Source organism: Rhizobium sp. CG4, assembly GCF_023701965.1.
Lineage (GTDB): Bacteria > Pseudomonadota > Alphaproteobacteria > Rhizobiales > Rhizobiaceae > Agrobacterium.
Window position 1 is genome coordinate 24,986 of the sequence record NZ_JABAEG010000011.1, and the last position, 23,000, is coordinate 47,985.

Consider the following 23,000-nt stretch of genomic DNA (forward strand, 5'->3'; position numbering starts at 1 on the left):
ATCTCCTCCCATTTGTCACCGTATTGGGATTAGTTGGGGCTGTAGTGCCGAAGCGCCAGCCTCACCCGCGCCTGGGCGGAGAGCAGGAAAACATAAGCCGCCGTTTCTGACATCTCCTCCAGAACCAGCATGTGACCCCACTCACCGAAATTCAGGCCCATATGCCCCTCGGCGCCGGCTGAAATGATCATTGAGAGAATAACTAGCACAATATCAGCGTAGGGAAGCTGCCGCGTAGTGACCAAGTACTTCAGAATATGCGGGCCTTTGGCCTTGATAAAAAGCACGGCAACCAGAAGGCTCACTGCCACCAGCATTGGTACGATGTAAGATCTATACCAAAGCTGAGAGGATGAGAAATATGGTCCGTGTTCACTGACGGACAGGGCCGGCATGAAGACGCCACCCCAACTCAATTCGCGCAGCGCCATAACGATCCAAAGAGGAATGACGGCCAACCAGAACCATCGCAGCGTTGATTGTTGATCTGCGGCGAAAACCATTGCCACGACTGCGCCACCCAGCAATATCAAAACCTGCGCATTCTCAATCGGGCCATTTTCATAGCCAGTCCATGCGGGTAATATTCCAGCGCATGCGAAGCTTAAGGCCAGCAAGGCCGCTCCGCCCCACCTCATCTGTTTCATTGCAATCATATAGACGTCGTCTCTCCCGGGGTCGTTTGGGCGATTCGTCGCCCAAACGGTAATCCACTCTTATGGATGCAGCAGCGCAGGGCGACAACTACAATGAGAACGGCCATAAGCGGCAAAACCGTGACTAGTACACAATTTTGTAACAAACGTCCCTGTCATGAAAGTGCTAGAGGCAAGACGGGTCGCTCACGTGCCGTGACAGGTTTGGAAGCGACCTTCAGCCGTTTTGATTTTTCATGGCCTTGATTTCTTCCAGACGCTTGATGGCGGTTGGCGGCAAGGGAAGGTTCGGATTATTGGTTGCGGTTTCGACCAGCAACTCGTCGCTTGCCTGTTCGGTGACCTGTATCAGCTTTTTGAAAAACGCATCCGGATCTAGACCCGGTTCAATCGGCGGCAGAATGCGCACTTTGAAGTGGCCGGGATAACGCATGGTTGAACGACGTGGCCAGAACAGGCCCGGATGCATGGCAACGGGAACGACCGGAACATTGAGATCACGGTAAAGGCGGGCGATGCCGTAACGGTACTGTGGCTCAGCACCCGGCGGGCGGCGAGTACCTTCAGGGTAAATGATGAGCTCACGGCCTTTCGCCATTTCCTGCTTAGCGCGTTCCATCACCTTCAACATAACCTTGCCGCGTGCGGCACGGTTGACCGGGATCATGCGCTGCTTCATGGCGTACCAGCCGAACAGCGGTATCCAAAGCAGTTCACGCTTGAGGATGTAAACCGGATCATTGAGGTTTGGCAGCAATGCATAGGTGTCCCAGAAGGACTGGTGCTTGGGCGCAAAAATGCAGCCAGTGGTCGGGATGTTTTCCAGACCTTCGATCTCGAAGGTTGTTCCGACAATGTTTTTCATCAGCCAATGGCTGGAACGGGCCCAGTTCTTGGGAATCTCATAGGCAATCTTGCGCGGCAGGATGAAGTAGATCGGCGTCAGCACGACCATCCTGAGGATGAGATTGGCATAAAACAGGGTGTTGAACAGTGCGGAACGCAGCTTGAGCATAAAGGGCAACTCTCCGGGCACATCCGCTGTTTCGAGGGGAGATATTTCGAAACCACAATATCGGGTGCAATTACCGCACGCCTACACGAAAAGGCGCAGTTACGGCAAGTCCGTTTGACATTTTAGTATAACTTGGGGTCCCGCAGATGGTTCATTCAAGAATGAGGCTTATCGACTGTATTTGCTCATAGAATGTCATTGGTAACCTTGAGTGTGCACCACTTTACTTTAATTCTGTAGTACCAGTCGTGCCGCGAAGGCCATTGCTTTTGCCCATCCCAACCATATCACGGGCGGCTGCACCAACATATTTTGCATATTCATAGAGCAGGGTGCGCAACACATCCGGGTCGGCGAACCAGTTCTTTCGGGTAAGGTCCGAACTGACTACCGGGTAGGCGACAAATTCGGTCTTTGGGCTTGCGCGGCGCAGTTCATAGAGGCTGCGGTGCATGTGGTAATTGTTCGTCACCACCAGAACGCTCGAATAGTCGTGATCGGTAATCCAGCGCGCCGCTTCATTGGCGTTACCAATGGTGTCGATAGCGTCATAACCAACATCAACGCAGCAGGAAAACAGATCGCTCGAGCTTTGTGTCATCTTGCGGATCTGGGCGCGGCTGGTCGAAGGATTGGCGCCGGAAATCAACAGCCGCGTACCAGCACCGGAGCGCAAAAGTTCGACGGCCTGATCGATCCGCTGGTAGCCACCGGTCAATACGATAATCGCATCTGCCTTGATATCTTCTGGCGGTCGCATGGTCGCAACCGCATCGGCAAAGCGCAGGAAACCGGCAAAAACAACGGCTGTAATGATGAGGATAATGAGGATCAGATAACGCGCCGTGCGGCGCAATGGTCCACGCCGCGAAAGCAAATCCTTTCCAGATCTGCTTTCCCGTGAGATATTTGTCTCATCGTTGCGTTGCGACCGACTCATCAGCATGTCTAATCAATAATGGCAGATTGAGGCAAGGAACAGGCATTTCCAAGCCAATCAATTTCAGCCCGGAGGAATTCCATCAGTGCGGGAAGCGTCAGAACGCATCTGGTCAATATCGTCAATCGTGCGAATGACGGTCATCCTTGCCGTCAGGGTGGTGAGCAGCGCGATGAAGATCATCGTGCCGAAGATGCCGAGGTAACCGGTCCAGCCAACCGAAAACGTGCCGAACAGTGCTGTAGCCTGATCGCTTTGCGGAGTGGCTATGGAGCGTGATTGCCAAAAGCCCGCCAGCAGGAAGACAGCTGAGGCGAGCAATCCGCCAGCGGCTGAACCTTTGAAGCTGATCTTGAGAAAGTGTTTCTGGAATTCATGCGCAACGAATTTGCTTTCCGCACCGACGAAATGCAAAACTTCCACGATGTGTCTGTTGCCGGCAAGTGCGCCGCGTGTTGCAAAGACCACGGTCAGCACCATAGCAATGAAAACCAGACCCAGCACGCTGATGCCGATCATCACGGTTGTTCGCGCCATAGACACCAGACGGTCTACCCATGTGCGGTGGTCATCGAGAAAGGCTTGCGGCACTTCGGTTTTCAGCAAGTCACGCATGGCCTGAAAGTCAGGTGGATTGTTTTCGTCGATGGTAACGACGATGAGGCGTGGCACAGGCAGTTCGTTGAGATCAAGGCCCGAACCGAGCCATGGTTCGAGCAGGCGGGCTGTGGCCGCGTCATCGAGAATGGTGCCTTCGCGGGTGCCGACGAAGGTGAGAGCAAGGTTGCGCGCCTTGCTCAGCGCGGCGGCCATGTCCAGACCGTCCTCCGGCTTTATCTGGATGGTAATCTCACGGGAAATCTGGCTTTGCCAAGATGATGCCGTTGCGCGGATCATGCTGACAGCACCCAGCGTCAGACAGGCAAGAAATGCCATGATGGCGATAACGACGATCAGTGCATTGCCCTGAATATTAGACGGGGGCAGGATCGGGCCCATCGGACGGATGCGCATGGCAGGCCGCTGCTTGCGGTTCTGTTGCGGTGAAAGCTGTTGGCGGTTGATCTCATTCATAGATGTCGAGCCGCCCTTCGGTAAGGATCATGCGGCGTGCGTCGATCTGATCCATCAATGCAAAATCATGCGTTGCGATAACAACGGCGGTTCCCAGCCGGTTCAATTCGAGAAAAAGGTTGAGAAGCCGTTTGGCCATGGGAGGGTCGACGTTGCCGGTCGGTTCATCGGCCAGCAGAATTTCCGGCTGATCCATCAGGGCACGGGCAATTGCTGCACGTTGTTTTTCACCGCCGGATAGAATGGGTGGCAACACGTTGATGCGTTCGCCCAGTCCCACCCATTTGAGAAGCTCAATCACATCGGAACGATAGGAGCTTTCGTCCTTGCCGCGCACTCGCAGCGGCAGCGCGACATTTTCATAGGTCGTCAAATGTTCAAGCAGGCGAAAATCCTGAAACACGATACCAACACGCCGGCGCAAAAGTGGAAGTTCTGCGCGGGGAATGCGGGAAATGTCACGATCAAACATGCGGATCATGCCGCGGGTTGGCTGCAGTGACATAAACAAAAGCCGTAGAAGAGTAGTTTTACCAGCACCGGAAGGGCCGGTCAGAAACTGGAATGATCCTTTGGGAATATCGAAGGTCATGTCCCTGAGGATTTCGGGGCCCATACCATAGCGTAACCCGACATTTTCGAAATGGATCAACGGACTTCCAGTCTTTCTCTTTCACAACGGCAATTTTGCATGGAACGTTTCAGGTCGCTGCATGGTTTCATGCCCGTGGTGCGGTGTCTGCGATGACCCGATGTTTGCGAAGCATTAACCATTTAAATTTACGTTTGGTGAGTATTTGTTTCAATGCCCAGTTTTCAAAGGGCGGAAAACCATAGAGGAAATTCCATGGGTATGTTCCGTTCGTCGCGTCGTCATGACACATTCGATTTCGATCTTCTCCTGCCTGAACATCCCGCGCGAAAAGCGCCCCGTTCCGGCACGCCAGCAAACGATGTGGTCGATGCCGAATTTGTGACGGTAAAGGAAACACCGGCACGCGGCTATGGCAATGACAATCGGCAACGCCGTTATCAACAGCGTGTGATGCCGTCTCGTCCGGTCTCCGGCGTAATGCAGCGCGTGGAAAGACGCCTTGGCAAATTGTCTGTCGATGCTTATTCGGCATTGGTGGCGCTTTCTGTCATCGTGGTCTTCGGCGTCTCCGGTGGTTTCACACTCGTTTCGGGCACCCCGTCTGCTGCGCAGGAACAGGTGAATCCGCTTGGGCTTTCCCATGTCACCATCACACCGCAGGATGCAGATGGCATGGAAGTGCTGTCCATCAACGGTATTGTCGAGAACCATGGCGGCGATGTGGTGGCGGTTCCAGATATCCGTGCTGATCTTCTGTCCGAAAATGGCCAATTGGTTGCCAGTGTTGTCATCGAAGCACCGGTTAGCGAAATTCTGGGGCGTCAAAGCCACGGATTCACGACAAAATTGCGCCATCCCGGTGGAAAAACGCCACGTGTGAAGCTTTCCTTCATGGAAACGGGTGTTTCCGGTTCGTGATTGTGGTAGCGGATTTCCTTTCGTTGAACGGGTAGGTCAAGGTCTGCCCGACAGTCAGTCAAGGAGATTGCATTGCCCGTCGTTCGTGGAAAGATCATCGAGCCGCTTTATACGGCGGAACAAATCGCCGAGCGTAACCGGGATATGGCGCAGCGCATCGCTTCGGGTCCAACAAAAGACCTGCTGGTCATCGCGGTTCTCAAAGGCTCGTTCATTTTCGCTGCCGATCTCATTCGCTCGCTGCATGACAGTGGTCTTGCGCCTGAAGTCGAGTTCATTACCCTGTCGAGCTACGGTGCTGGCACGGTTTCGCAAGGTGTACGGATCGTGAAAGACATAGACAGCGATGTGAAGGACCGCGACGTTCTGCTGATCGATGACATTCTCGAATCTGGCCGCACGTTGCTGTTCGCCAAGGAACTGCTTTATGAGCGTGGCGCCCGCAACGTGACCATCGCCGTTCTTCTCGACAAGAAGGTCAAGCGCAAGGAAAACCTCGAGGCGGATTATGTCGGTTTCGAATGCCCCGATTATTTCGTCGTTGGTTACGGCATGGACGTGGCCTATGCCTTCCGCGAACTGCCGTTTGTTGGCGTCGTGAAGGGTGATGCGGAGGCGTAAGCGCCTCCGTTTTGATGACCGCTTGTTAACCATGTCCGCTGCATCGCGTCTTATCTTGTAACAAAGGGCGCAATCTTTACCGATTGAAAAGGTGCAGCGGCGATTTTGCTCACGGCTGGAGATGACTGCCAGGAGCAATGGTTATTATGGCAAAAATTTTGATTACCGAAGACGAGGATTCGCTGCGTTCATTTGTGGCGCGTGCCTTGCGCCTTGATGGCCACGAGACCCATGAGGCGGCTGATGGCGCCGAGGGGCTGGAGAAGCTGCAGGAACATAACTTTGATCTGCTTTTGTCAGATATTCGTATGCCGGTTATGGACGGCATCGAGCTTGCCCACCGTGCGGCCTCGCAATTTCCTGACATGCGCATTCTGCTAATGACCGGTTATGCCGAACAGCGGGAGCGGGCTGACGACCTGATGGAGAAGGTCGTAGACGTGGTTTCCAAGCCATTTGCCTTGCCCGATATTCGCATGGCTGTTGCACGTGCCTTGGCGGCCCGCACGGCGGCTTAAGCTGCCTTGCGTTTGTGTCGTAGGCATTTCAGTTTTCCTTTTCTATATCCTCATTTAAAACCGGTGCAGTTTAAAACCTTCCCAACATTGCTGACAGGAGCGTGACTTGAAAAACGGTGTCTGGCTGAATGAGCCGAAGGATTGGTCGCTAAAGGATGGTATTCTTGATCTGGTGACGGACGAGGGTTCTGATTATTGGCGTGAGACCTATTACGGCTTCACGCGTGACAGCGGGCATTTTTTCGGCGTCCAGACACCACCGACTTTTACATGCCAGTTTCGTATTCGCGGCGCTTATCAGGCGCTTTACGATCAGGCTGGCATCATGGTGCGGATTGATGAGCGCCGCTGGATCAAGGCCGGGATCGAGCTTTCCGACGGTCGCGGGATGCTGGCGAGTGTATTGACCAACGGTCGCTCCGACTGGTCAACCGCGCCATACGAAGGCAATGCTGATGATTTCTGGATGCGGGTCACGGTTGAAAAGGGTGTTATCCGCGTGCAGGTGTCTGCCGATGGCCAGTTCTGGCCGCTCGTGCGGCTCGCGCCTTTTGATGTCGCTGACCATTATCTGGTGGGCCCGATGGCCTGCACGCCTGAACGGGCAGGGTTAAAGGTCCGTTTCTCAGATTTTCAACTCACCGCGCCACTTGGCAAAGAACTGCACGATCTGACCTGACGACAGTATCTGGGCTCTCCAAAAGCGGTCCAACCGCTTTTGGAATAAGGTCCTAGCGGATATCCAGAAGACGCTCGAGGTAGCGGCGTTCCGCTTCGCCCGGCGGGTTCTGTCCCAGTTTCTCGCGGATTGCTTCGAGAATTTCGCGGGCTCGCTGCACATCGATTTCATCGGGCACACGCACCTGATCGCCAAAGTCCGGACCGTTGGTGGCCCGTGGACGACCGAGCGGATCACGGCCGTTCTGACCGCCCTGACCCATCATGCCGTCTTCCTGACCTTGGCCCTGACCCTGTTGGCGCATGGCTTGCATCATCTGGCTCATCATGTCCTGTGCACCTTGGCGCAAAGCATTCAGCGCATTGCCCTGACCTTCAACGGCGCGGTCGCCCTGTCCCTGGCCCAAGGCTTCACCGGCACCCTGCATTTCCTGCTGGGCTTTGCCGAAGCCTTCGCCGGGCTGCATGCCAAGATCTTTCATACCCTGCTGCAATTCACCCAGTTGCTTGCCAAGTGCGTCCTGCTGCGCGCGCAGTTGCTTCAAGGCTTCACGAAGCTGCTCCGCCGTCATTTGGTCGGTGGGATTCTGACCCTGACCTGGCTGCTGCTGGTCACCCTGCTGGCCTTGCTGACCCTGTTGCTGTTCGCCGTTTTCGCTTTCCTGCTGTGGATCGCCGCGTTGCATGCGGTCACGCAGTGCCTGATCGAACTGGAAGGTCTGGTCCATCAGTTGCTGCTGTTGCTGCATGATTTCGCCGAGCTTGTCGATCTGCTGTCGCAGCTGGCTGTTCTGCTGGTTCTGACGACCCTGCTGCGGGCGTGCCAGCTGCAGATTGTTCATCATGCGTTGCAGCTGTGACAGCATCTGCTGCGCGGCATCTCGATTGCCCGAGCGGGCCAGATTTTCAATCTGGTCCAGCATGTTTTGCAGGTCACGCTGACGCAGGAAGTTTTGCGCCTGCTGATTCATGTTGGATTGCGGCGCATTCTGCATTCGCTGCGCCATCTCGCTCATGAAATCCTGCATGGCGTTGCGCAGTTCTTCCATAAGCTTGGCGATTTCTTCGTCCGGTGCGTTGCGTTCAAGCGCGTCGGAAAGCTGCTTCTGTGCATCGCGCAACCGGCGCTCGGCTAGCGACAGATCACCGTCCTCAATGCCGAGGGCGATTTCCCAGAGGTAATCGGCAGTGTCCTTCAGGCTAGCCTCGTCGTAGGCAAGTTTCATGCGGGTATGAGCAGAGCGCAGCAGCAGATAATGCGTCTTGTTGGGGATGGTTTCTTCCGGACGCATTGTCACCGCCTCGTTAAAGGCAATGGCTTTCGGCATCTGTCGGGTATCAAGTGCGAAAATCTGGCGGTGTTCGGCAACCGCTGCTGCCAGTGGTTCACTGAAGCCGCGACCGGGTAGAACCATTTCATGTGAAGGGCTACGACCTTCCTGTCCGGCGCCATCGCTGGCGACCAGAGTGATGCGCACCTTTTTGCCCGCCAACGGATGTTCCGTCAGGTTGCGACTGGTCAGACCTTTGATTTCGCGGCTGTTTTGACGTGGCAGGTCCAGCTTGTATTCCGGCAGGGGATAAAGAGGTGTTGCGTCTTCGTTTGTTTCCGCGGGTTCGATGATCGCGTGCGCTTCACGCAGGCCGTAATCATCCGAAGCGATAAAGCCGATTTCAAGCGCGCCGTTCACGGCACGACGCGGCATCTTGTCGAAGGAGATGACCGGTGGCTTATCCGGGATAACGTCAAAGACCCATTGTTCGCCATTGGCAACAAGGGTGCCGCTTTCGGCGATTTCTAGCGAGTAGGTTCGTGGCGGAAGCTGTTTGTTGTCTGCTTCGGGAGCAGGGGCGTTGTTTGCCGCTGCTTGCGGTGGTGTCTGTCCGCTTGAGGTTGTTTCTGGCTGCAGGGGTTGCAAACGGCCTGCCACTTCCGGCTCAAAGCTGACCTGCTCTCCACCTTCACCGCCGGTGACACGAACTGTCAGTTTCGATGCCTGTGGCACCGCCACGGCCTCAGTCGCAGCCTCGTTACGTCCGGTCAGGAAAATCGGTGCACGCCCGGTGTATGAGGGTGGTGTGACCCATGCGTCGATCCGCAAATCAGGATTGATTGGTCCGGCTGCCGGACTGTTGCGGAATGCCTCAACAACGGTGCCGGCACCATTGGAATAGGAAAAGCCGAACGCTGCTGCCAGAACAAGTGCGGGAATAGCGCGAAGCGCAAAACGGTCATGGCGGGCAATATCGGGTTTCGGCAGGCCAGCATCGAGGGTGGCAATACGTTGCGCCATGCGCAGCTGATGTTCTTTCCACAGCGCGCGGGCAAACGGCGTGTCGAATGCTGGCTCGTCTTCCTGCACGCCGACAGGCTGGTGCGGCAGATCATTACGTTCTTCAAGCAGGCGCCCAGCTTCATCGGCTGATGGCCAGCGCAGACGCAGGAACGGCAACAGCGACGACAGCAGGCCGAAGACCAGAATGAAAACGACGCCGAGACGAAGCCAGTCCGGCAATTGACGGTAAACACCGAACCAAGCCAGCGAGAGGAAAATGGCGATAATCGACAGCGGTAAAATGGAAAGGGGGGCGGCGCGCTCAGCCAGCAGCACCAATCTGGCCACAAACCGCTTCGCTGCGACCTTCCGGGCCAGCGCAGGTTGTCCTTCGAAGGCGCCTTTTCTGCCTTGTCTGGATGTGGTCATCAATCCGTTCTCCCGGTTCTGGCCACCTGATCCCGCAAGAACCGGAATCGCAAAATATTTTAGCGTATCGGTGCGAAAACCCTAATCGCTTTTCGCAAAGCACGACACGCACATCGAAATTTACACAACCCGATCAGCTGTCCAAACGGACGCCTGACGTGCTGGTGCAATCTCTACAAGATAACACTGTTTATGGCGAAGACGAGGGCAAGCGGCTGCTCACCCTCATTTTTCCGATGATTTCTCTCAAAAGTGATCGGGAATGCCGATCTCAATCCAGCCACTTTGGCACGGAATCAAGTCCGATCAGCTCTTCATAGGTGCCACGCGGACGGATGACGTGGAATTCATCGCCCTTGACCAGCACTTCGGGAACGAGCAGGCGTGAATTATACGTGCCCGCCTGAACCGCGCCATAGGCGCCAGCCGAACCGACCGCAATCAGATCACCGGGCTTCGGCATCGCCATTTCACGATCAAGCGCCAGATAGTCACCGGTTTCGCAGACTGGGCCAACGATATCGGCCTTGATGCGCGGTGCATTGGCGGCAGAAATTCTGACCGGACGGATTTCGTGATAGGCCTCATAAAGGGTCGGGCGAATGAGGTCGTTCATGGCGCCGTCTACGATCACGAAGGTCTTTTCACCGCCGTCCTTCACGAACAGCACTTCGGTTACCAGAATACCGGCATTGCCAACGATAAGGCGGCCAGGTTCGGTAACGATCTTGCAATTCAGGCTGCGAAGCTGTGCCTTGACGATCTCGGCATAGGCATCTGGCAGTGGCGGCGGGTTGTTGTCGTCCTTGTAGGGAATTCCGAGACCGCCCCCGATATCGACGTGATCAATCACATGACCTTCGGTCCGCAGCTCTTCAACCAGTTCGCGCAGCAGGCGGAATGCGTCCTCGAACGGCTGCAATTCGGTAATCTGGCTGCCGATATGCATGTCGATGCCGGTAACCTGAATACCTTCAAGCGTTGCCGCATGGGCGTAAACGGCGCGGGCACGCTGGTAGGAAATGCCGAACTTGTTTTCTTTTTTGCCCGTCGAGATCTTGGCATGGGTACGCGCGTCGACATCCGGATTGATGCGGAAGGAAACATGTGCCTTCTTGCCAGCCTTGATGGCGCGCAGGTTCAGCACTTCCAGTTCCGGCTCGGACTCAACGTTAAAGCAGTAAATGCCTGCTTCCAGCGCCAGATCCATTTCGACAACAGTCTTGCCAACGCCCGAGAACATGATGCGACTGGCGGGAACACCGGCTGCAAGCGCGCGGCGTAGCTCACCGCCGGACACGACGTCGATGCCGGCACCCAGACGGGCCAATGTCTTGAGCACAGCCTGGTTGGAATTTGCCTTCATGGCGTAGCACACCATGGAATCGACATCGGCAAAGGCTGCCGAAAACACCTTGTAATGGCGTTCCAGTGTGGCTGTGGAATAGACATAGAACGGGGTGCCGACGGCCTTGGCGATTTCTGGCACGGCCACGTTTTCGGCGTGCAGGACGCCGTCAATATACTGAAAATGGTTCACGGTCTAAGTTCCGTTAAAGCAGCGGGTCGAGAACGAAAGGACGCTCAGGCGTAACCTGTTTGACTTCCTGGCCATCTGCCGGGCGTTTGTTGCGCAGCTCTACCGGCGTGCTTGGCGGATCAATCGCGCCTTTACGGCCGCAACCGGTAACGACGAGGCTGACGACCAGCGTCATGCCAAGGGGAAGAAGGAAGCTACGAACCGTTTTTGAAAGCATGGGTCTGTCCAAAGGAAAAAGTTGCTCTTCTGATACAGAAAAACAGGGCGCTTGTGCACCCTGTTTCTTGTGATGCTGGTGTAACGCTAAATTGATCAGTTGCGCGCGCGCCACCAGGCGATCTGTTTGCGGACTTCAGACGGTGCCGTACCGCCAAAGCTGGTGCGGCTAGCAACCGAGGCTTCGACCGAAAGAACATCGAAAATGCCGTTGGTGATAGCCGGGTTGATGGCTTGCAATTCCTCAAGCGACAGGTCGGCGAGGTCGCAGCCCTTCTTTTCGGCCAGTGCCACGGCATGGCCGGTGGCATGGTGCGCATCACGGAACGGAAGGCCGGCCTCACGTACGAGCCAGTCGGCCAGATCGGTTGCCGTGGAGTAACCAGAACCGGCAGCTGCGCGCATTTTGTCGGTGCGGACTTCGAGGTCGCGGATCATGCCGGTCATCGCGGCAATGGCCAGTTCGAGGCTTTCTGCGGCATCGAAGACCTGTTCCTTGTCTTCCTGCATGTCCTTTGAATAGGCCAGCGGCAGGCCCTTCATCACGGTCAGCAGGGCAACTAGGGAACCGTTAATACGACCGGTCTTGGCGCGCACCAGTTCAGCAGCATCCGGGTTCTTTTTCTGCGGCATGATCGAAGACCCGGTCGAAAACGCATCCGACAGTCGGATGAAGCCGAATTGTGGTGTCGACCAGATGACGATTTCTTCCGCCAGACGCGACAGATGCGTGGCGCAGATCGAGGCGATCGACAGGAATTCCAGCGCGAAATCGCGGTCTGAAACCGTGTCGATGGAGTTGCGGGTCGGTTCGCGGAAGCCGAGTGCCTTTGCCGTCATGTGACGGTCGATCGGATAACCGGTTCCGGCAAGTGCGGCAGCACCGATCGGGCTTTCGTCGAGATGTTCGATGGCGTGGCGAACACGGGCGCGGTCACGGCCGAACATTTCGACATAGGCCATGCAGTGGTGACCGAAGGTAACTGGCTGGGCGGTTTGCAGATGCGTGAAGCCCGGCATGACGGTGTCTGCATGTTGTTCGGCGCGGTCGAGGAATGCGGCAATCAGATCCGTCAGCATGGCTTCGGTTTTCTGAAGCTCTTCCTTCACCCACAGGCGAAAATCGAGTGCGACCTGATCGTTGCGCGAACGGGCGGTGTGCAGGCGTCCTGCAGCAGGGCCAATCAGGTTGGCGAGGCGGGCTTCGATATTCATATGAATATCTTCAAGCTTGCGCGAGAATTCGAACGTGCCGTTTTTGATCTCTAACAGGATTGTGTTCAGGCCTTCAGTGATCTTGTCTTTATCTTCGTGCGAAATAATGCCTTTTTCAGCCAGCATGGCAGCATGCGCCATAGAGCCGCGGATGTCCTGGGCATAAAGTTTCTTGTCGAAGCCGATGGAGGCATTTATCTCTTCCATGATTGCGGCCGGACCGGATGCGAATCGCCCGCCCCACATCTGGTTAGAGGATTTCGTGTCGTTGCCGTCAGCCATGGTTTGCCAGTCCCGGAGTATGTAGTGACAGAAAAAAGACCATTTCGCCTTCCCTCTGCCAAGCTTGTTGGAATTGCTGCCCTTGCCGGTATCATCGCCGGTGCAGGTGCGGTTTACATGAGGCATATTGGGTCTGGCAGCTCGGTTCAAGAGGCTCAGGCCAATGTCGCCGGTTTATGTGAGGGTGCAGGCGACCGTATTGCGGCGTTGACGCCCTTTTCCAAGGGGCAGGTGGCTGCGATGGCGCCGGCGTCGGAGCCGCGTCCGCTCAACCTTACCTTCAAGGGGCCGGAAGGTCAGAGCCTGACGATGGCGGATTTTGCCGGAAAGACGGTGCTTTTGAACCTCTGGGCCACGTGGTGTGTGCCATGTCGTGAAGAAATGCCGGCCCTTAACGCTCTCGAGCAGGAGATCGGTGGGCAAGACTTTGAAGTGGTTGCCGTCAATATCGATACTGGCGGCGATGAAAAGCCCAAAACCTTCCTTGATGAATACAAGATCGGTGCGCTCGGTTACTACCGCGACAGTTCGATGGGCGTTTTTAATGTGCTGAAAAAGGAAGGTCTGGCCTTTGGCCTGCCTGCCACCCTGCTATTTGATGGCAAGGGATGTCTGCTTGCATCGATGAATGGGCCGGCTGCATGGGACAGCCCTGATGCCAAGGCCCTGATCACGGCGGCCAAGGGGCCGTGATCCAGTGATATGGCGGGGGTGAATTTACCTTTTCTCCCCCGCGTAATGGCGAACCGTTAGCGGGTCGGAACCGGTGTTTCGCCACGGTAGTCATAAAAGCCACGGCCTGATTTACGACCCAGCCATCCAGCCTCGACATATTTGACCAGCAGCGGGCAGGGGCGATATTTGCTGTCTGCGAGACCATCATGCAGCACCTGCATGATGGAGAGGCAGGTATCGAGACCGATGAAGTCTGCCAGCTGCAACGGACCCATCGGGTGGTTGGCGCCGAGTTTCATGGCGGTATCGATGGCTTCAACCGTGCCAACACCTTCGTAAAGCGTGTAGATCGCTTCATTGATCATCGGGAGCAGAATGCGGTTGACGATGAAGGCCGGGAAATCTTCGGCGACAGTGATGGCCTTGTCGAGCGAGCGAACATATCCCTTGGCGGTGTCGAATGTTTTTTCGCCGGTTGCGATCCCACGCACCAGTTCCACCAGCTTCATCACCGGAACCGGGTTCATGAAGTGGATGCCCATGAACTGTTCCGGGCGGTCGGTGGCGGATGCAAGGCGGGTAATCGACAGCGACGAGGTGTTGGTCGCCAACAGTGCCTCAGGTTTCAGAACCGGGCAAACCTGCGCGTAAATCTTGCGCTTGATGTCTTCGTTTTCAGTTGCCGCCTCGATCACCAGATCCATCGATGCGAGATCATTGATATCGGTCGAACCGCTGATCTTGGACAGCGCGTTCTTGCGGCTTTCGTCTTCCAGCTTGCCGTGACTGACCTGACGGGCCAGGTTTCCGTTGATGGTGGCAAGGCCAGCTTCAATGCCGCTTTGGCTCAGGTCGTAAATATGCACCTTGTATCCGGCCAATGCCGAAACATGGGCGATGCCACAACCCATCTGGCCCGCTCCGATAATGCCGATATTTTTCAATGTAACGGTCATGGTGCTGTTTCCTCCGGGCAAAGCGGGTGCAGTTATGCGGGCATTATATATGGGTGCATGGATTAATAAATATTGCCGGGCAGTTTCCTGCCCGGCAATCAAGGCATAGTGCCTGTTTTCTTACAGTGCTTTTTCGAGTTCAGGCAGAGCGTCGAACAGGTCTGCCACCAGGCCGTAGTCAGCAACCTGGAAGATTGGTGCTTCTTCGTCCTTGTTGATGGCCACGATGACCTTCGAGTCCTTCATGCCAGCCAGGTGCTGGATGGCACCGGAAATACCAGCAGCAATGTAAAGTTGCGGAGCAACCACCTTGCCGGTCTGGCCAACCTGCCAGTCGTTTGGTGCATAACCGGCGTCAACAGCCGCACGCGATGCGCCAACGGCCGCACCCAGCTTGTCGGCAACCGGCAGAATGACTTCCTTGAACTTCTCAGACGAGCCGAGTGCACGGCCACCGGAGATGATGATCTTGGCAGATGTCAGTTCAGGACGATCAGACGATGCCAGTGCGTCCGACACGAAGGACGAAACGCCTGGGTTGGTCGCAGCAGCGATCGCTTCAACAGCAGCGGAACCACCGGCTGGTGCCGCAGTGAACGAGGCTGTGCGAACGGTGATGACCTTTTTGGCGTCAGTTGCCTGTACGGTCTGGATGGCGTTACCGGCATAGATTGGGCGCTTGAAGGTGTCAGCGGAAACCACTTCGGTGATTTCGGATACCTGTGCGACGTCGAGCAGAGCTGCAACGCGTGGCGTAACGTTCTTGGCCGATGCGGTCGCAGGTGCGATGATGACGTCGTAAGAACCGCTCAGTGAAACGATCAGCGCAGCAAGCGGTTCTGCCAACTGGTTTGCGTAGGACGCATCGTCAGCAAGAAGCACCTTGGCAACGCCGGCAAGCTTTGCTGCTTCATCGGCGGCAGCCTTGGCACCGGAGCCAGCTACCAGCACATGCACGTCGCCGCCAATCTTGGTGGCTGCCGTCAGCGTCTTGGCGGTCTGGTCGGAAAGGGTTGCGTTGTCGTGTTCTGCCAGAAGAAGAATGGCCATAATAAAATCTCCCTTTTCCGTCTCTTACAATACGCCGTCGGCCTTGAGTTTCGATACCAGTTCTGCGACTGAACCAACCTTGACGCCCGCCTTGCGGCCAGCCGGTTCTTCGGTCTTCAAAACCTTGAGGCGCGGCGCAATATCAACACCCAGATCGGCCGGGGTCTTTTTGTCCAGCGGCTTCTTCTTGGCCTTCATGATGTTCGGCAGCGACGCGTAACGTGGCTCGTTGAGGCGAAGATCGGTGGTCACGATGGCAGGCAATTTCAGCGAAACGGTCTGCAGGCCGCCGTCGACTTCTCGAGTGACTGCAACGGAACCGTCAGCAATTTCGACCTTCGATGCGAAGGTGCCCTGACCCCAGCCGAGCAATGCCGCCAGCATCTGGCCGGTCTGGTTGCTGTCGTCATCGATGGCCTGCTTGCCGAGGATAACCAGATCCGGCGTTTCCGCATCGACTACGCCCTTCAACAGCTTGGCAACTGCCAGCGGCTCAACCGTTTCATCGGTTTCGATCAGGATGGCCCGGTCGGCACCCATGGCCAGCGCCGTGCGCAGCGTTTCCTCGGCCTTGGCCGGACCGATCGACACAACGACCACTTCTTCGGCCTTGCCAGCTTCCTTCAGACGAAGAGCCTCTTCGACGGAGATTTCGTCAAACGGGTTCATCGACATTTTGACGTTGGCAAGTTCAACGCCCGTGCCATCTGCTTTCACGCGAATTTTCACGTTGTAGTCGACAACTCGTTTAACGGGCACAAGGATCTTCATGGAGCTTTCCTTCAACTTCAATCATGTGGACAGAGCATACGACCACCATATTTTCGAGTGGGCACATGGATACGCATTTTTTCCATAAATTCAACGGACCATTGCTCATGATGCCATGCGTTGGATTGATATCTGACGTTTACGTGAAGATAAAATAAAGCGGTTTCTTTCAGCGACCCCATCGGATGCCGCCATTGGAGCGCTGATTTTGCGACACCGGTATTGTTTTTACATCATCGGTCGTGTGTTTGACTGCTTTTGGCGTGACAATTGTCCGATCAAACAGCGGTACGCCTTTGCGTCGCAGGAACAAAACCAGGATGCTGCCGGCCAGAATGCCACCGACATGCCCAGCCCAGGAGACATTGTCGTCCATGCCAGCTGCCAGCATCAGAAACTGTTGGCCGATCCACAGTGCGAGTGGAATAAACGCCGGTAGCGGAAGCGGGATACGAAACAACACCAGCACCCAAACACGGACTTTCGGGTGCAGTAGAAAATAAGCGGCAACAATCCCTGACACGGCTGCAGATGCGCCGATCAGCGGACCTTCCGACATGGGCGTGACCAGACCATGGAACAGGGCGCCTGCCGCAGCGCAAAGCAGATAGAACAGCAGAAACCTGACATGGCCGAGCGCATCTTCAACATTGTCGCCAAACACCCATAAAAACACCATGTTGCCAGCAAGGTGCCAGAAGTCTGCATGCAGGAATGCGTAGGTGATCAAGGTGGCATCATCAGGGATTATCTGCAGCGCCGGTTCCAGATGTGCATAGTCGAACACCACTGCCGGAATGAAGCCAAGCCCCATGGCCGCGCGACCGAAAGTTTCGTCTGAAACCAACGCACCGGTCACAAGCCAAACAATTGTATTGATGACGATCAGCGAAATCGTGACGTATTGGGTTTTGATGTGCTTGAGGGAGTTCGAATCATGCAACGGTATGAACATCGATTTTCCTCTGATGCATGATCATTTTCAGCGGTTTTTGCCCGGTACCCAAAGAATATCGGCAGCGCCTCCGTCATTGGTGAAACGCGCTGCCACGAACAGAAAATCGGAGAGACGATTGATGTATTGCAGTGCCGCCGGGCTTACCGTTTCGCCATCGGTAAAAGACAGCTCCACGATTTGCCGTTCTGCGCGGCGGGAAATGGTGCGCGCCAGATGCAGATAGGCCGATGCAGGTGAACCGCCGGGCAACACGAATGAGGTGAGCGGCGAAAGGTTTGCATTCAACGCATCGATTTCGGTTTCCACCCGGGTCACTTGGGCTGCGATGATCCGCAGCGGTTCATAACCCAGCGGCTCTCCCGTATCCGGCGCGGCAAGGTCGGCCCCCAGATCGAAAAGATCGTTCTGAATACGCATCAGCATGGCATCCAGTTCGGGAAATGCCTTGGTGTGCAGGCGTGCCATGCCGATGGCCGAATTGGTTTCGTCCACCGTGCCGTAGGTCGCAACACGCAGGTCGTCCTTGCGGCGGCGTGGTCCAGACACCAAAGCTGTGGTGCCCTTGTCGCCGGTGCGGGTGTAAATTTTGTTCAGCTTGACCATGTTTTTCCTGTCTTAACGCCCGCCGCCGGTAATCCACAATGTCAGCATGATCAGCGCAATGGCCAATGCCTGAAGAACCAGACGCAGTTGCATCAGCTTGTTGGATTTGTTGCCATCCGTTCCCTTGAGCATGTTGAACAGGCCACGGATCAGCACGAGAACGACAAGTCCCATGACGATGAGGGCAAGAACTGTTGTGAACCCCGACATGATTTTATCCTTGTTGTTTCCCTGAGGTGCCGTGCGTTTGATACGCATCATCATTTCAAGTTTTCGCAATGCACATTGCGAAACTCTGCTTTGAATTTCCGTTTCTGGCTAGTCGAACTTGCGCAGCAGCCGATAGAACATGTCGGCGGGTAATATCCTCTTCAAAAACGCACCCTGTTTGGCTGGAACGGTAACAAGATAATGCGGCCTCGGTCTTGTTGCGGTCAAGGCATGCTTGAGCACTTTATAGACTGCTTCAGGACCAAGCTTATGCTTGTTAACCGGACCTGTTCCGTCCAGGCGCGCCAGTTGTCTTTCGTACTGCGCCGCATGCGCCGAGTTCTTCAGGTCGATATTGGCCTCGATATGCGAAAGGGCGGTAGCGGTAAATTTTGATGCGATTGGTCCCGGTTCGATCATGCTGACATGGATGTCGCTGCCTTCCAGTTCCATGCGTAAGGTTACACCCAGTCCCTCGAGTGCGAATTTTGAAGCGGTGTAGGCGCCACGATAGCGATATGGCACAAGGCCGAGAATGGATGAGCAATGCACGATGCGGCCCTTGCCCTGCCTGCGCATGAAGGGAATGACGCGGCAGGTCAGGTCATGCCAGCCAAAAACATTGGTTTCAAACTGGCGGCGTAGCGTATCAACCGAGAGGTCTTCCACTGCGCCGGGCTGGCCATAGGCACCGTTGTTGAACAGCGCATCGATGCGTCCGTTAGTGCGGGCGGCAACCGTGTCGACCAGCGCCGCGATCGATGTGGGTTCGGTATAGTCCATCAGGAGGGTTTCAATGCCCTGGTTTTCCAGCGCCGCCATATCCTCAGTTCTTCGGACAGTGGCAAAAACCCGCCAACCATCGTCTTGCAGCGCTGTCGCGCAATGGGCGCCAATGCCGGAGGAGCAGCCTGTAATGATGATAACCGGTTTGTCTGTCATGCCTCTTCCCTGTACAAAGCGATGCTGATTTCCCATATTCGCCACTAAGTTACAATCAGCATGCATGAATCAGGAGGTGACATGTTCGCCACTCTGCGACTGGCCTACAAGGTTGCCTTTGACGCCTACTTCCATTTTGCGGAGGATGACGGCTGGGCAATGGCAAGTCACGTGGCATTGTCTATTTTGCTGGCGCTTTTTCCGTTCCTGATTTTCGGGACGGCATTGGCCGGTTTCCTTGGCGCGGACAGTTTTTCGGAAACGGCCGTTCATCTGATTTTTGATACCTGGCCGGAGGCGATTGCCGCACCCATTGCGGCCCAGGTGCAGCAGGTCCTGACCATTCCGCGCGGGGGACTGCTGACAGTTTCGGTGCTGGCTGCCGCCTACTTTGCGTCTAACGGGGTAGAGGCGCTGCGCATATCGCTCAACCGCGCCTACCGCGTGTCCGAAACGCGCTGGTGGTATGTGACCCGTCTGTGGAGCCTTTTTTATGTGCTGATGGCGGTCATCATCTTTGCTGCAATCAGCACGGTGCTGGTGGCGGTGCCGGTGGCTCTGGCTTTTGCGGAAGTGCGCTTTCCGTGGATGACCGATTTTCTCAGTACTATCTCCAGCCTTGGTGTTTACGGAACTATCATCGTTCTATTTACCGGCCTGGTGATTGCACATCTATGGCTTCCAGCGGGCAGGCGGCGTTTGCTGGATGTGCTGCCGGGCATCGTGCTGACATTGCTGTTCTGGGTGGCTGGCGCGCTGCTTTTTGCTTCCTATCTCGCCACCTTTGCAAATTACACCGCCACCTATGCCGGTCTGGCGTCGGTGATGATCGTGCTGGTGTTTCTCTACATGATTGGGGTGATCTTTATGCTGGGTGCGGAGGTCAATGCCGCGCTGATGAAGTATCAGGTCCGCCGCATCATCAAGCGCACCATCAATGGGAAAACCATCAAGGAAAGTTCAGAGCCCGACCAGGCGGTGGATATCTGAGGGTGTTTTGCCGGCTGCGCGCAACGTTGCCAGTCCGGTGCTGCCCTGGCTTTTGGAAAGTTTGCGTCCGTCGTTACCCAGAATAAGCCTGTGGTGATGGTAGCGTGGTGCTGGAAGGCTCAGCAGTTGCTGCAAGAGCCGATGAATGGCGGTGGCATGATAGAGATCCATTCCGCGGACCACGTCGGTGATGCCCTGCAACGCGTCATCGACCACAACGGAGAGGTGATAACTGGATGGCGCATCCGAACGCGATAGCACAACATCGCCCCACTGGGCCGGATCGGCCTTGATTGTTTGATGCTGGCCGCTACCGAACTCGTCCCAGAATAATGGTTCATCAAGCTGGGCAATGGCATTTTTCATGTTCAACCGCCATGCAAAGAGGGCGTTTGCTTCGAGGCGACTTTGTCGCTCGGCCGATGATCGCTGTTTATCGCTATCAGGGTAAAGCGCCCCGCCGTCCGGATCGCGTGGCCATGGCGTGCCACCTGCCTCTGATGCCTTGACGATTGCCTTCACTTCGCCGCGCGTCAGAAATGCCGGATAGGCAAGATCCATGGCAACAAGTTTTTCCAGTGCAAGTCGGTAGTCGTCGAAATGCTGCGACTGGCGCCGGACAGGTTGTTCCCACGTCAGACCAAGCCAGGAAAGATCGTCGTAAATGTCCTGTTCAAACTGCGGAGTGCAGCGGGTTTGATCGATATCCTCTATGCGCAGCAGAAAGCGACCCTGGTTTTCTCTGGCCATATCGGCATTCATGAAGGCAGAAAGGGCATGACCCAGATGCAATGGCCCATTGGGGCTTGGAGCAAAACGGGTAACGCAATTTTGACGTGGCAGATCAGACATGATCTCTACAGGCATTATTTTTTTCTGTTTGCCAAGCGTCGATGGGCGTGTTGACCCTAGGCCCTCAAATAGGCTGTGGTTTGACTGGGAAATTCGATGACGGTTATTCGTGGGTATGATGATATTACCAACGGGCTTACGGCCCTGTTTGCGCTCGATCCATCCTTAAGTCTTATCGCCAGCCGGTGTGGACCGGTGCCGTTACGTCTCAGCGAACCCGGCTTTGCCGGTCTTGCCAGTATTGTCGTGTCTCAGATGGTGTCGCGTGCCAGTGCGGATGCGATCTGGGGTCGGATTGTCGCGGGGACGGAGGTGATGACGGCGGACCGATATCTGGCTGTTCACCCGGATATTGCCGCCGGTTTCGGACTTTCTCGCGCCAAAGCGCAGACTTTGCAGCGTATTGCCACGGCGGTTGCCGAAGGTGGTCTGGATCTCGATTCTTTGAGCCAGATTGATGCCGCGACTGCGATGGCCGAATTGACCGCCGTCAAAGGGGTAGGGCCATGGACAGCGCAGGTCTATCTGATGTTCTGTGGTGGCCACGCGGATATTTTTCCGGCCGGGGATGTCGCTTTGCAGGCTGCGGTTGCCCATGCGCTTGACATGGAGGCGCGCCCGACGGCTCGTCAACTGGCTGTTTTATCAGAAAAATGGTCGCCATGGCGCTCGGTGGCGGCCCGGCTTTTCTGGTCTTATTACGCTGCGATAACCCGGCGTGAGGCGCTGCCAATCGCCTGAAATATGCCTTTCTTTGAGCGCTTCATTTATAGGCTTCACAATACTGTAACAACAGACCTAATATACACAATGCAGATGCCGAATCGATCAGGAGAAGCCCTTGACGATTGCAGTCTCCCCACAGGCTTTGCCAGCGCTCGTTCTGAACGCTGACTATAGGCCACTGAGTTATTATCCCTTGTCGCTCTGGTCATGGCAGGACGCGATCAAGGCGGTTTTTCTAGATCGTGTGAATATCATAGCAGAGTATGATCACTCGGTTTCATCGCCGAGTTTCTCGATACGATTACCGAGTGTCATAAGCCTCAAAACCTATGTGCAACCGGCCAGAAACCCTGCCTTTACCCGCTTTAATGTCTTCTTGCGCGACAAGTTCCAATGCCAGTATTGCGGCTCTCATGACGACCTGACATTCGATCATGTTATTCCGCGTGCGCATGGTGGTGAAACCACATGGCTGAACGTCGTTGCGGCGTGTTCACCATGTAACCTGCGCAAAGGCAGTAAATTGCCGAAACAGGCTGGCATGCTTCCGCACCAGAGACCCTACCAGCCAACCGTGCAGGACCTGCATAATAATGGGCGGTTGTTCCCGCCCAATTACCTGCATGAAAGCTGGATGGACTATCTTTACTGGGATACCGAGCTTCAGCCTTGACGAAGCCGGTTCCCGGTCAGATCTTTTTGCGGGTTGCGCCGTAGAAGGCGATTGCAGCCAACGCTACGCTTGCAATCACGTTCCAGCCCGCAAACGACAGACCAAGCACGCGCAATGCTGCGGTGTTGCACGAAGGTGCCTTGATGGCGTTGAGGTCGCTCAACAGGCTGCCGGCATTGGTTGTGATCGATGGTGCGCCGGTGGCGCAGGTCGTCGGACCTTCCCAGAAACCCCATTCAACGCCGGAATGATAAACGCCCATGCCAGCGCCGATCAGCATCGCAATACCAATCAGCACGAGAAGTGTTTTGACGGTCCATGAGGGCAGCTTCAGAAGGCTTGCGAGGATGGCGAGAATGCCGAGCGGAATGGCGTAATAATAGGGATCACGCTGCAAGAGGCAAAGCGCGCAGGGCGTGTAGCCGCCAATGTGCTGAAAGCCAAGCGCCGAGCCGACGGTGAAGATCATGCCTGCGGTGACCAGAACGGAAGAAATGGTAAGACCGGATTGCGCGGATTGTGGCTGTGCCATGGATTTCACTCTTGCTTCGGTATCTGCGTGATGAAAATTGCCCACGCATAAGACAGGAAAGGAGGGGTATATGGGTGCCGTCCTGCCCG

Annotated in this window: 26 protein-coding genes; 8 read left to right on the top strand and 18 right to left on the bottom strand. The window is 55.6% G+C overall.

Translation table 11 applies throughout. The features are described 5' to 3' along the window. Positions 1 to 29 precede the first annotated feature (29 nt). From HGO37_RS23765 to ftsE, 5 genes are all read right to left on the bottom strand, one after another. The gene (locus HGO37_RS23765; protein WP_250985532.1) at positions 30 to 656 is read right to left on the bottom strand and encodes a hypothetical protein; all 627 of its coding nucleotides are present in this window, start codon (positions 654 to 656) and stop codon (positions 30 to 32) included. 217 nt (positions 657 to 873) lie between these two features. Continuing rightward, positions 874 to 1,671 carry a lysophospholipid acyltransferase family protein gene (locus HGO37_RS23770; protein ID WP_250985533.1) on the bottom strand — a complete coding sequence of 266 codons (798 nt, stop codon included), beginning with the start codon at positions 1,669 to 1,671 and terminating at the stop codon, positions 874 to 876. A 223-nt stretch (positions 1,672 to 1,894) separates the two neighbouring features. Then, on the bottom strand, positions 1,895 to 2,611 hold the full coding sequence (locus HGO37_RS23775; protein WP_502941459.1) for a YdcF family protein: 717 nt from the start codon (positions 2,609 to 2,611) through the stop codon (positions 1,895 to 1,897). Between the two features lie 63 nt (positions 2,612 to 2,674). Next, the gene (locus tag HGO37_RS23780; protein WP_250985535.1) at positions 2,675 to 3,685 is read right to left on the bottom strand and encodes a cell division protein FtsX; all 1,011 of its coding nucleotides are present in this window, start codon (positions 3,683 to 3,685) and stop codon (positions 2,675 to 2,677) included. After that, a complete protein-coding gene (gene ftsE, locus HGO37_RS23785) occupies positions 3,678 to 4,337 on the bottom strand; it encodes a cell division ATP-binding protein FtsE (RefSeq protein WP_192491529.1) in 660 nt (219 codons plus the stop codon). The genes HGO37_RS23780 and ftsE overlap by 8 nt, the downstream gene beginning before the upstream one ends. A 201-nt stretch (positions 4,338 to 4,538) precedes the next feature. On the opposite strand from ftsE, the gene HGO37_RS23790 reads away from it, so the two are divergent. From HGO37_RS23790 to HGO37_RS23805, 4 genes are all read left to right on the top strand, one after another. Then, on the top strand, positions 4,539 to 5,198 hold the full coding sequence (locus tag HGO37_RS23790; protein WP_250985626.1) for a hypothetical protein: 660 nt from the start codon (positions 4,539 to 4,541) through the stop codon (positions 5,196 to 5,198). Positions 5,199 to 5,270: 72 nt separating this feature from the next. After that, on the top strand, positions 5,271 to 5,819 hold the full coding sequence (gene hpt / locus HGO37_RS23795; protein ID WP_192491528.1) for a hypoxanthine phosphoribosyltransferase: 549 nt from the start codon (positions 5,271 to 5,273) through the stop codon (positions 5,817 to 5,819). 146 nt (positions 5,820 to 5,965) lie between these two features. After that, positions 5,966 to 6,337, top strand: coding sequence for a response regulator (locus tag HGO37_RS23800; RefSeq protein WP_192491527.1), 372 nt, complete (start codon positions 5,966 to 5,968; stop codon positions 6,335 to 6,337). Positions 6,338 to 6,443: 106 nt separating this feature from the next. Further along, positions 6,444 to 7,016 carry a DUF1349 domain-containing protein gene (locus HGO37_RS23805; protein WP_250985536.1) on the top strand — a complete coding sequence of 191 codons (573 nt, stop codon included), beginning with the start codon at positions 6,444 to 6,446 and terminating at the stop codon, positions 7,014 to 7,016. A gap of 52 nt (positions 7,017 to 7,068) precedes the next feature. Here HGO37_RS23805 and HGO37_RS23810 read toward each other — a convergent pair whose 3' ends face one another. From HGO37_RS23810 to argH, 4 genes are all read right to left on the bottom strand, one after another. Then, positions 7,069 to 9,720 carry a TIGR02302 family protein gene (locus tag HGO37_RS23810; RefSeq protein WP_250985537.1) on the bottom strand — a complete coding sequence of 884 codons (2,652 nt, stop codon included), beginning with the start codon at positions 9,718 to 9,720 and terminating at the stop codon, positions 7,069 to 7,071. Between the two features lie 271 nt (positions 9,721 to 9,991). After that, entirely contained in the window at positions 9,992 to 11,260 is a 1,269-nt protein-coding gene (lysA, locus tag HGO37_RS23815) for a diaminopimelate decarboxylase (protein ID WP_250985538.1), read from the bottom strand. A 13-nt stretch (positions 11,261 to 11,273) separates the two neighbouring features. Continuing rightward, entirely contained in the window at positions 11,274 to 11,477 is a 204-nt protein-coding gene (locus tag HGO37_RS23820; protein WP_250985539.1) for a hypothetical protein, read from the bottom strand. A 95-nt stretch (positions 11,478 to 11,572) separates the two neighbouring features. Next, the gene (gene argH, locus HGO37_RS23825; RefSeq protein WP_250985540.1) at positions 11,573 to 12,973 is read right to left on the bottom strand and encodes an argininosuccinate lyase; all 1,401 of its coding nucleotides are present in this window, start codon (positions 12,971 to 12,973) and stop codon (positions 11,573 to 11,575) included. A gap of 24 nt (positions 12,974 to 12,997) precedes the next feature. On the opposite strand from argH, the gene tlpA reads away from it, so the two are divergent. After that, the gene (gene tlpA / locus HGO37_RS23830; RefSeq protein ID WP_250985541.1) at positions 12,998 to 13,666 is read left to right on the top strand and encodes a thiol:disulfide interchange protein TlpA; all 669 of its coding nucleotides are present in this window, start codon (positions 12,998 to 13,000) and stop codon (positions 13,664 to 13,666) included. A gap of 56 nt (positions 13,667 to 13,722) precedes the next feature. Here tlpA and HGO37_RS23835 read toward each other — a convergent pair whose 3' ends face one another. From HGO37_RS23835 to HGO37_RS23865, 7 genes are all read right to left on the bottom strand, one after another. Further along, positions 13,723 to 14,604, bottom strand: coding sequence for a 3-hydroxybutyryl-CoA dehydrogenase (locus HGO37_RS23835; protein ID WP_192491520.1), 882 nt, complete (start codon positions 14,602 to 14,604; stop codon positions 13,723 to 13,725). Positions 14,605 to 14,724: 120 nt separating this feature from the next. Further along, positions 14,725 to 15,654 carry an electron transfer flavoprotein subunit alpha/FixB family protein gene (locus tag HGO37_RS23840; RefSeq protein ID WP_250985542.1) on the bottom strand — a complete coding sequence of 310 codons (930 nt, stop codon included), beginning with the start codon at positions 15,652 to 15,654 and terminating at the stop codon, positions 14,725 to 14,727. A gap of 24 nt (positions 15,655 to 15,678) precedes the next feature. Next, positions 15,679 to 16,425, bottom strand: coding sequence for an electron transfer flavoprotein subunit beta/FixA family protein (locus tag HGO37_RS23845; protein ID WP_250985543.1), 747 nt, complete (start codon positions 16,423 to 16,425; stop codon positions 15,679 to 15,681). Between the two features lie 169 nt (positions 16,426 to 16,594). Then, the gene (locus tag HGO37_RS23850; RefSeq protein ID WP_250985544.1) at positions 16,595 to 17,380 is read right to left on the bottom strand and encodes a rhomboid family intramembrane serine protease; all 786 of its coding nucleotides are present in this window, start codon (positions 17,378 to 17,380) and stop codon (positions 16,595 to 16,597) included. A 27-nt stretch (positions 17,381 to 17,407) separates the two neighbouring features. Beyond that, on the bottom strand, positions 17,408 to 17,986 hold the full coding sequence (locus HGO37_RS23855; protein ID WP_250985545.1) for a cob(I)yrinic acid a,c-diamide adenosyltransferase: 579 nt from the start codon (positions 17,984 to 17,986) through the stop codon (positions 17,408 to 17,410). Positions 17,987 to 17,998: 12 nt separating this feature from the next. After that, on the bottom strand, positions 17,999 to 18,196 hold the full coding sequence (locus tag HGO37_RS23860; protein WP_192491515.1) for a twin transmembrane helix small protein: 198 nt from the start codon (positions 18,194 to 18,196) through the stop codon (positions 17,999 to 18,001). Positions 18,197 to 18,304: 108 nt separating this feature from the next. After that, positions 18,305 to 19,138 carry an SDR family oxidoreductase gene (locus tag HGO37_RS23865; protein WP_250985546.1) on the bottom strand — a complete coding sequence of 278 codons (834 nt, stop codon included), beginning with the start codon at positions 19,136 to 19,138 and terminating at the stop codon, positions 18,305 to 18,307. Between the two features lie 81 nt (positions 19,139 to 19,219). Between HGO37_RS23865 and HGO37_RS23870 the strand changes: the two genes are divergently transcribed. After that, a complete protein-coding gene (locus HGO37_RS23870; protein ID WP_250985547.1) occupies positions 19,220 to 20,128 on the top strand; it encodes a YihY/virulence factor BrkB family protein in 909 nt (302 codons plus the stop codon). Here HGO37_RS23870 and gluQRS read toward each other — a convergent pair. After that, positions 20,099 to 20,995: a tRNA glutamyl-Q(34) synthetase GluQRS gene (gene gluQRS / locus HGO37_RS23875; RefSeq protein WP_250985548.1), complete on the bottom strand. Its 897-nt coding sequence runs from the start codon at positions 20,993 to 20,995 to the stop codon at positions 20,099 to 20,101. The two genes, HGO37_RS23870 and gluQRS, sit on opposite strands and share 30 nt — an antisense overlap. 81 nt (positions 20,996 to 21,076) lie before the next feature. Here gluQRS and HGO37_RS23880 point away from each other — a divergent pair, with 81 nt between their 5' ends. Continuing rightward, positions 21,077 to 21,721 (top strand): DNA-3-methyladenine glycosylase family protein, encoded by a 645-nt coding sequence (locus HGO37_RS23880; RefSeq protein ID WP_250985549.1) that lies wholly within the window; start codon positions 21,077 to 21,079, stop codon positions 21,719 to 21,721. Between the two features lie 100 nt (positions 21,722 to 21,821). Further along, positions 21,822 to 22,379 carry an HNH endonuclease gene (locus HGO37_RS23885; RefSeq protein WP_192491511.1) on the top strand — a complete coding sequence of 186 codons (558 nt, stop codon included), beginning with the start codon at positions 21,822 to 21,824 and terminating at the stop codon, positions 22,377 to 22,379. A gap of 16 nt (positions 22,380 to 22,395) precedes the next feature. Here the strand turns inward: HGO37_RS23885 and HGO37_RS23890 are convergent, their stop codons facing one another. Then, complete coding sequence (locus HGO37_RS23890; RefSeq protein ID WP_250985550.1) at positions 22,396 to 22,911, bottom strand: disulfide bond formation protein B; 516 nt, start codon at positions 22,909 to 22,911, stop codon at positions 22,396 to 22,398. Positions 22,912 to 23,000 lie beyond the last annotated feature (89 nt).

Bases quoted from the DNA above. Each gene is read 5' to 3' on its own strand.
- HGO37_RS23845 (WP_250985543.1), bottom strand. From the start codon at position 16,425: ATGAAGATCCTTGTGCCCGTTAAACGAGTTGTCGACTACAACGTGAAA.
- HGO37_RS23850 (WP_250985544.1), bottom strand. From the start codon at position 17,380: ATGTTCATACCGTTGCATGATTCGAACTCCCTCAAGCACATCAAAACC.
- HGO37_RS23890 (WP_250985550.1), bottom strand. From the start codon at position 22,911: ATGGCACAGCCACAATCCGCGCAATCCGGTCTTACCATTTCTTCCGTT.
- HGO37_RS23765 (WP_250985532.1), bottom strand. From the start codon at position 656: ATGATTGCAATGAAACAGATGAGGTGGGGCGGAGCGGCCTTGCTGGCC.
- argH (WP_250985540.1), bottom strand. From the start codon at position 12,973: ATGGCTGACGGCAACGACACGAAATCCTCTAACCAGATGTGGGGCGGG.
- HGO37_RS23865 (WP_250985546.1), bottom strand. From the start codon at position 19,138: ATGACAGACAAACCGGTTATCATCATTACAGGCTGCTCCTCCGGCATT.
- HGO37_RS23800 (WP_192491527.1), top strand. From the start codon at position 5,966: ATGGCAAAAATTTTGATTACCGAAGACGAGGATTCGCTGCGTTCATTT.
- HGO37_RS23870 (WP_250985547.1), top strand. From the start codon at position 19,220: ATGTTCGCCACTCTGCGACTGGCCTACAAGGTTGCCTTTGACGCCTAC.
- HGO37_RS23880 (WP_250985549.1), top strand. From the start codon at position 21,077: ATGACGGTTATTCGTGGGTATGATGATATTACCAACGGGCTTACGGCC.
- HGO37_RS23860 (WP_192491515.1), bottom strand. From the start codon at position 18,196: ATGTCGGGGTTCACAACAGTTCTTGCCCTCATCGTCATGGGACTTGTC.
- gluQRS (WP_250985548.1), bottom strand. From the start codon at position 20,995: ATGCCTGTAGAGATCATGTCTGATCTGCCACGTCAAAATTGCGTTACC.
- HGO37_RS23770 (WP_250985533.1), bottom strand. From the start codon at position 1,671: ATGCTCAAGCTGCGTTCCGCACTGTTCAACACCCTGTTTTATGCCAAT.
- HGO37_RS23810 (WP_250985537.1), bottom strand. From the start codon at position 9,720: ATGACCACATCCAGACAAGGCAGAAAAGGCGCCTTCGAAGGACAACCT.
- HGO37_RS23780 (WP_250985535.1), bottom strand. From the start codon at position 3,685: ATGAATGAGATCAACCGCCAACAGCTTTCACCGCAACAGAACCGCAAG.
- HGO37_RS23820 (WP_250985539.1), bottom strand. From the start codon at position 11,477: ATGCTTTCAAAAACGGTTCGTAGCTTCCTTCTTCCCCTTGGCATGACG.
- HGO37_RS23840 (WP_250985542.1), bottom strand. From the start codon at position 15,654: ATGGCCATTCTTCTTCTGGCAGAACACGACAACGCAACCCTTTCCGAC.
- HGO37_RS23790 (WP_250985626.1), top strand. From the start codon at position 4,539: ATGTTCCGTTCGTCGCGTCGTCATGACACATTCGATTTCGATCTTCTC.
- HGO37_RS23835 (WP_192491520.1), bottom strand. From the start codon at position 14,604: ATGACCGTTACATTGAAAAATATCGGCATTATCGGAGCGGGCCAGATG.
- HGO37_RS23775 (WP_502941459.1), bottom strand. From the start codon at position 2,611: ATGAGTCGGTCGCAACGCAACGATGAGACAAATATCTCACGGGAAAGC.
- HGO37_RS23855 (WP_250985545.1), bottom strand. From the start codon at position 17,986: ATGGTCAAGCTGAACAAAATTTACACCCGCACCGGCGACAAGGGCACC.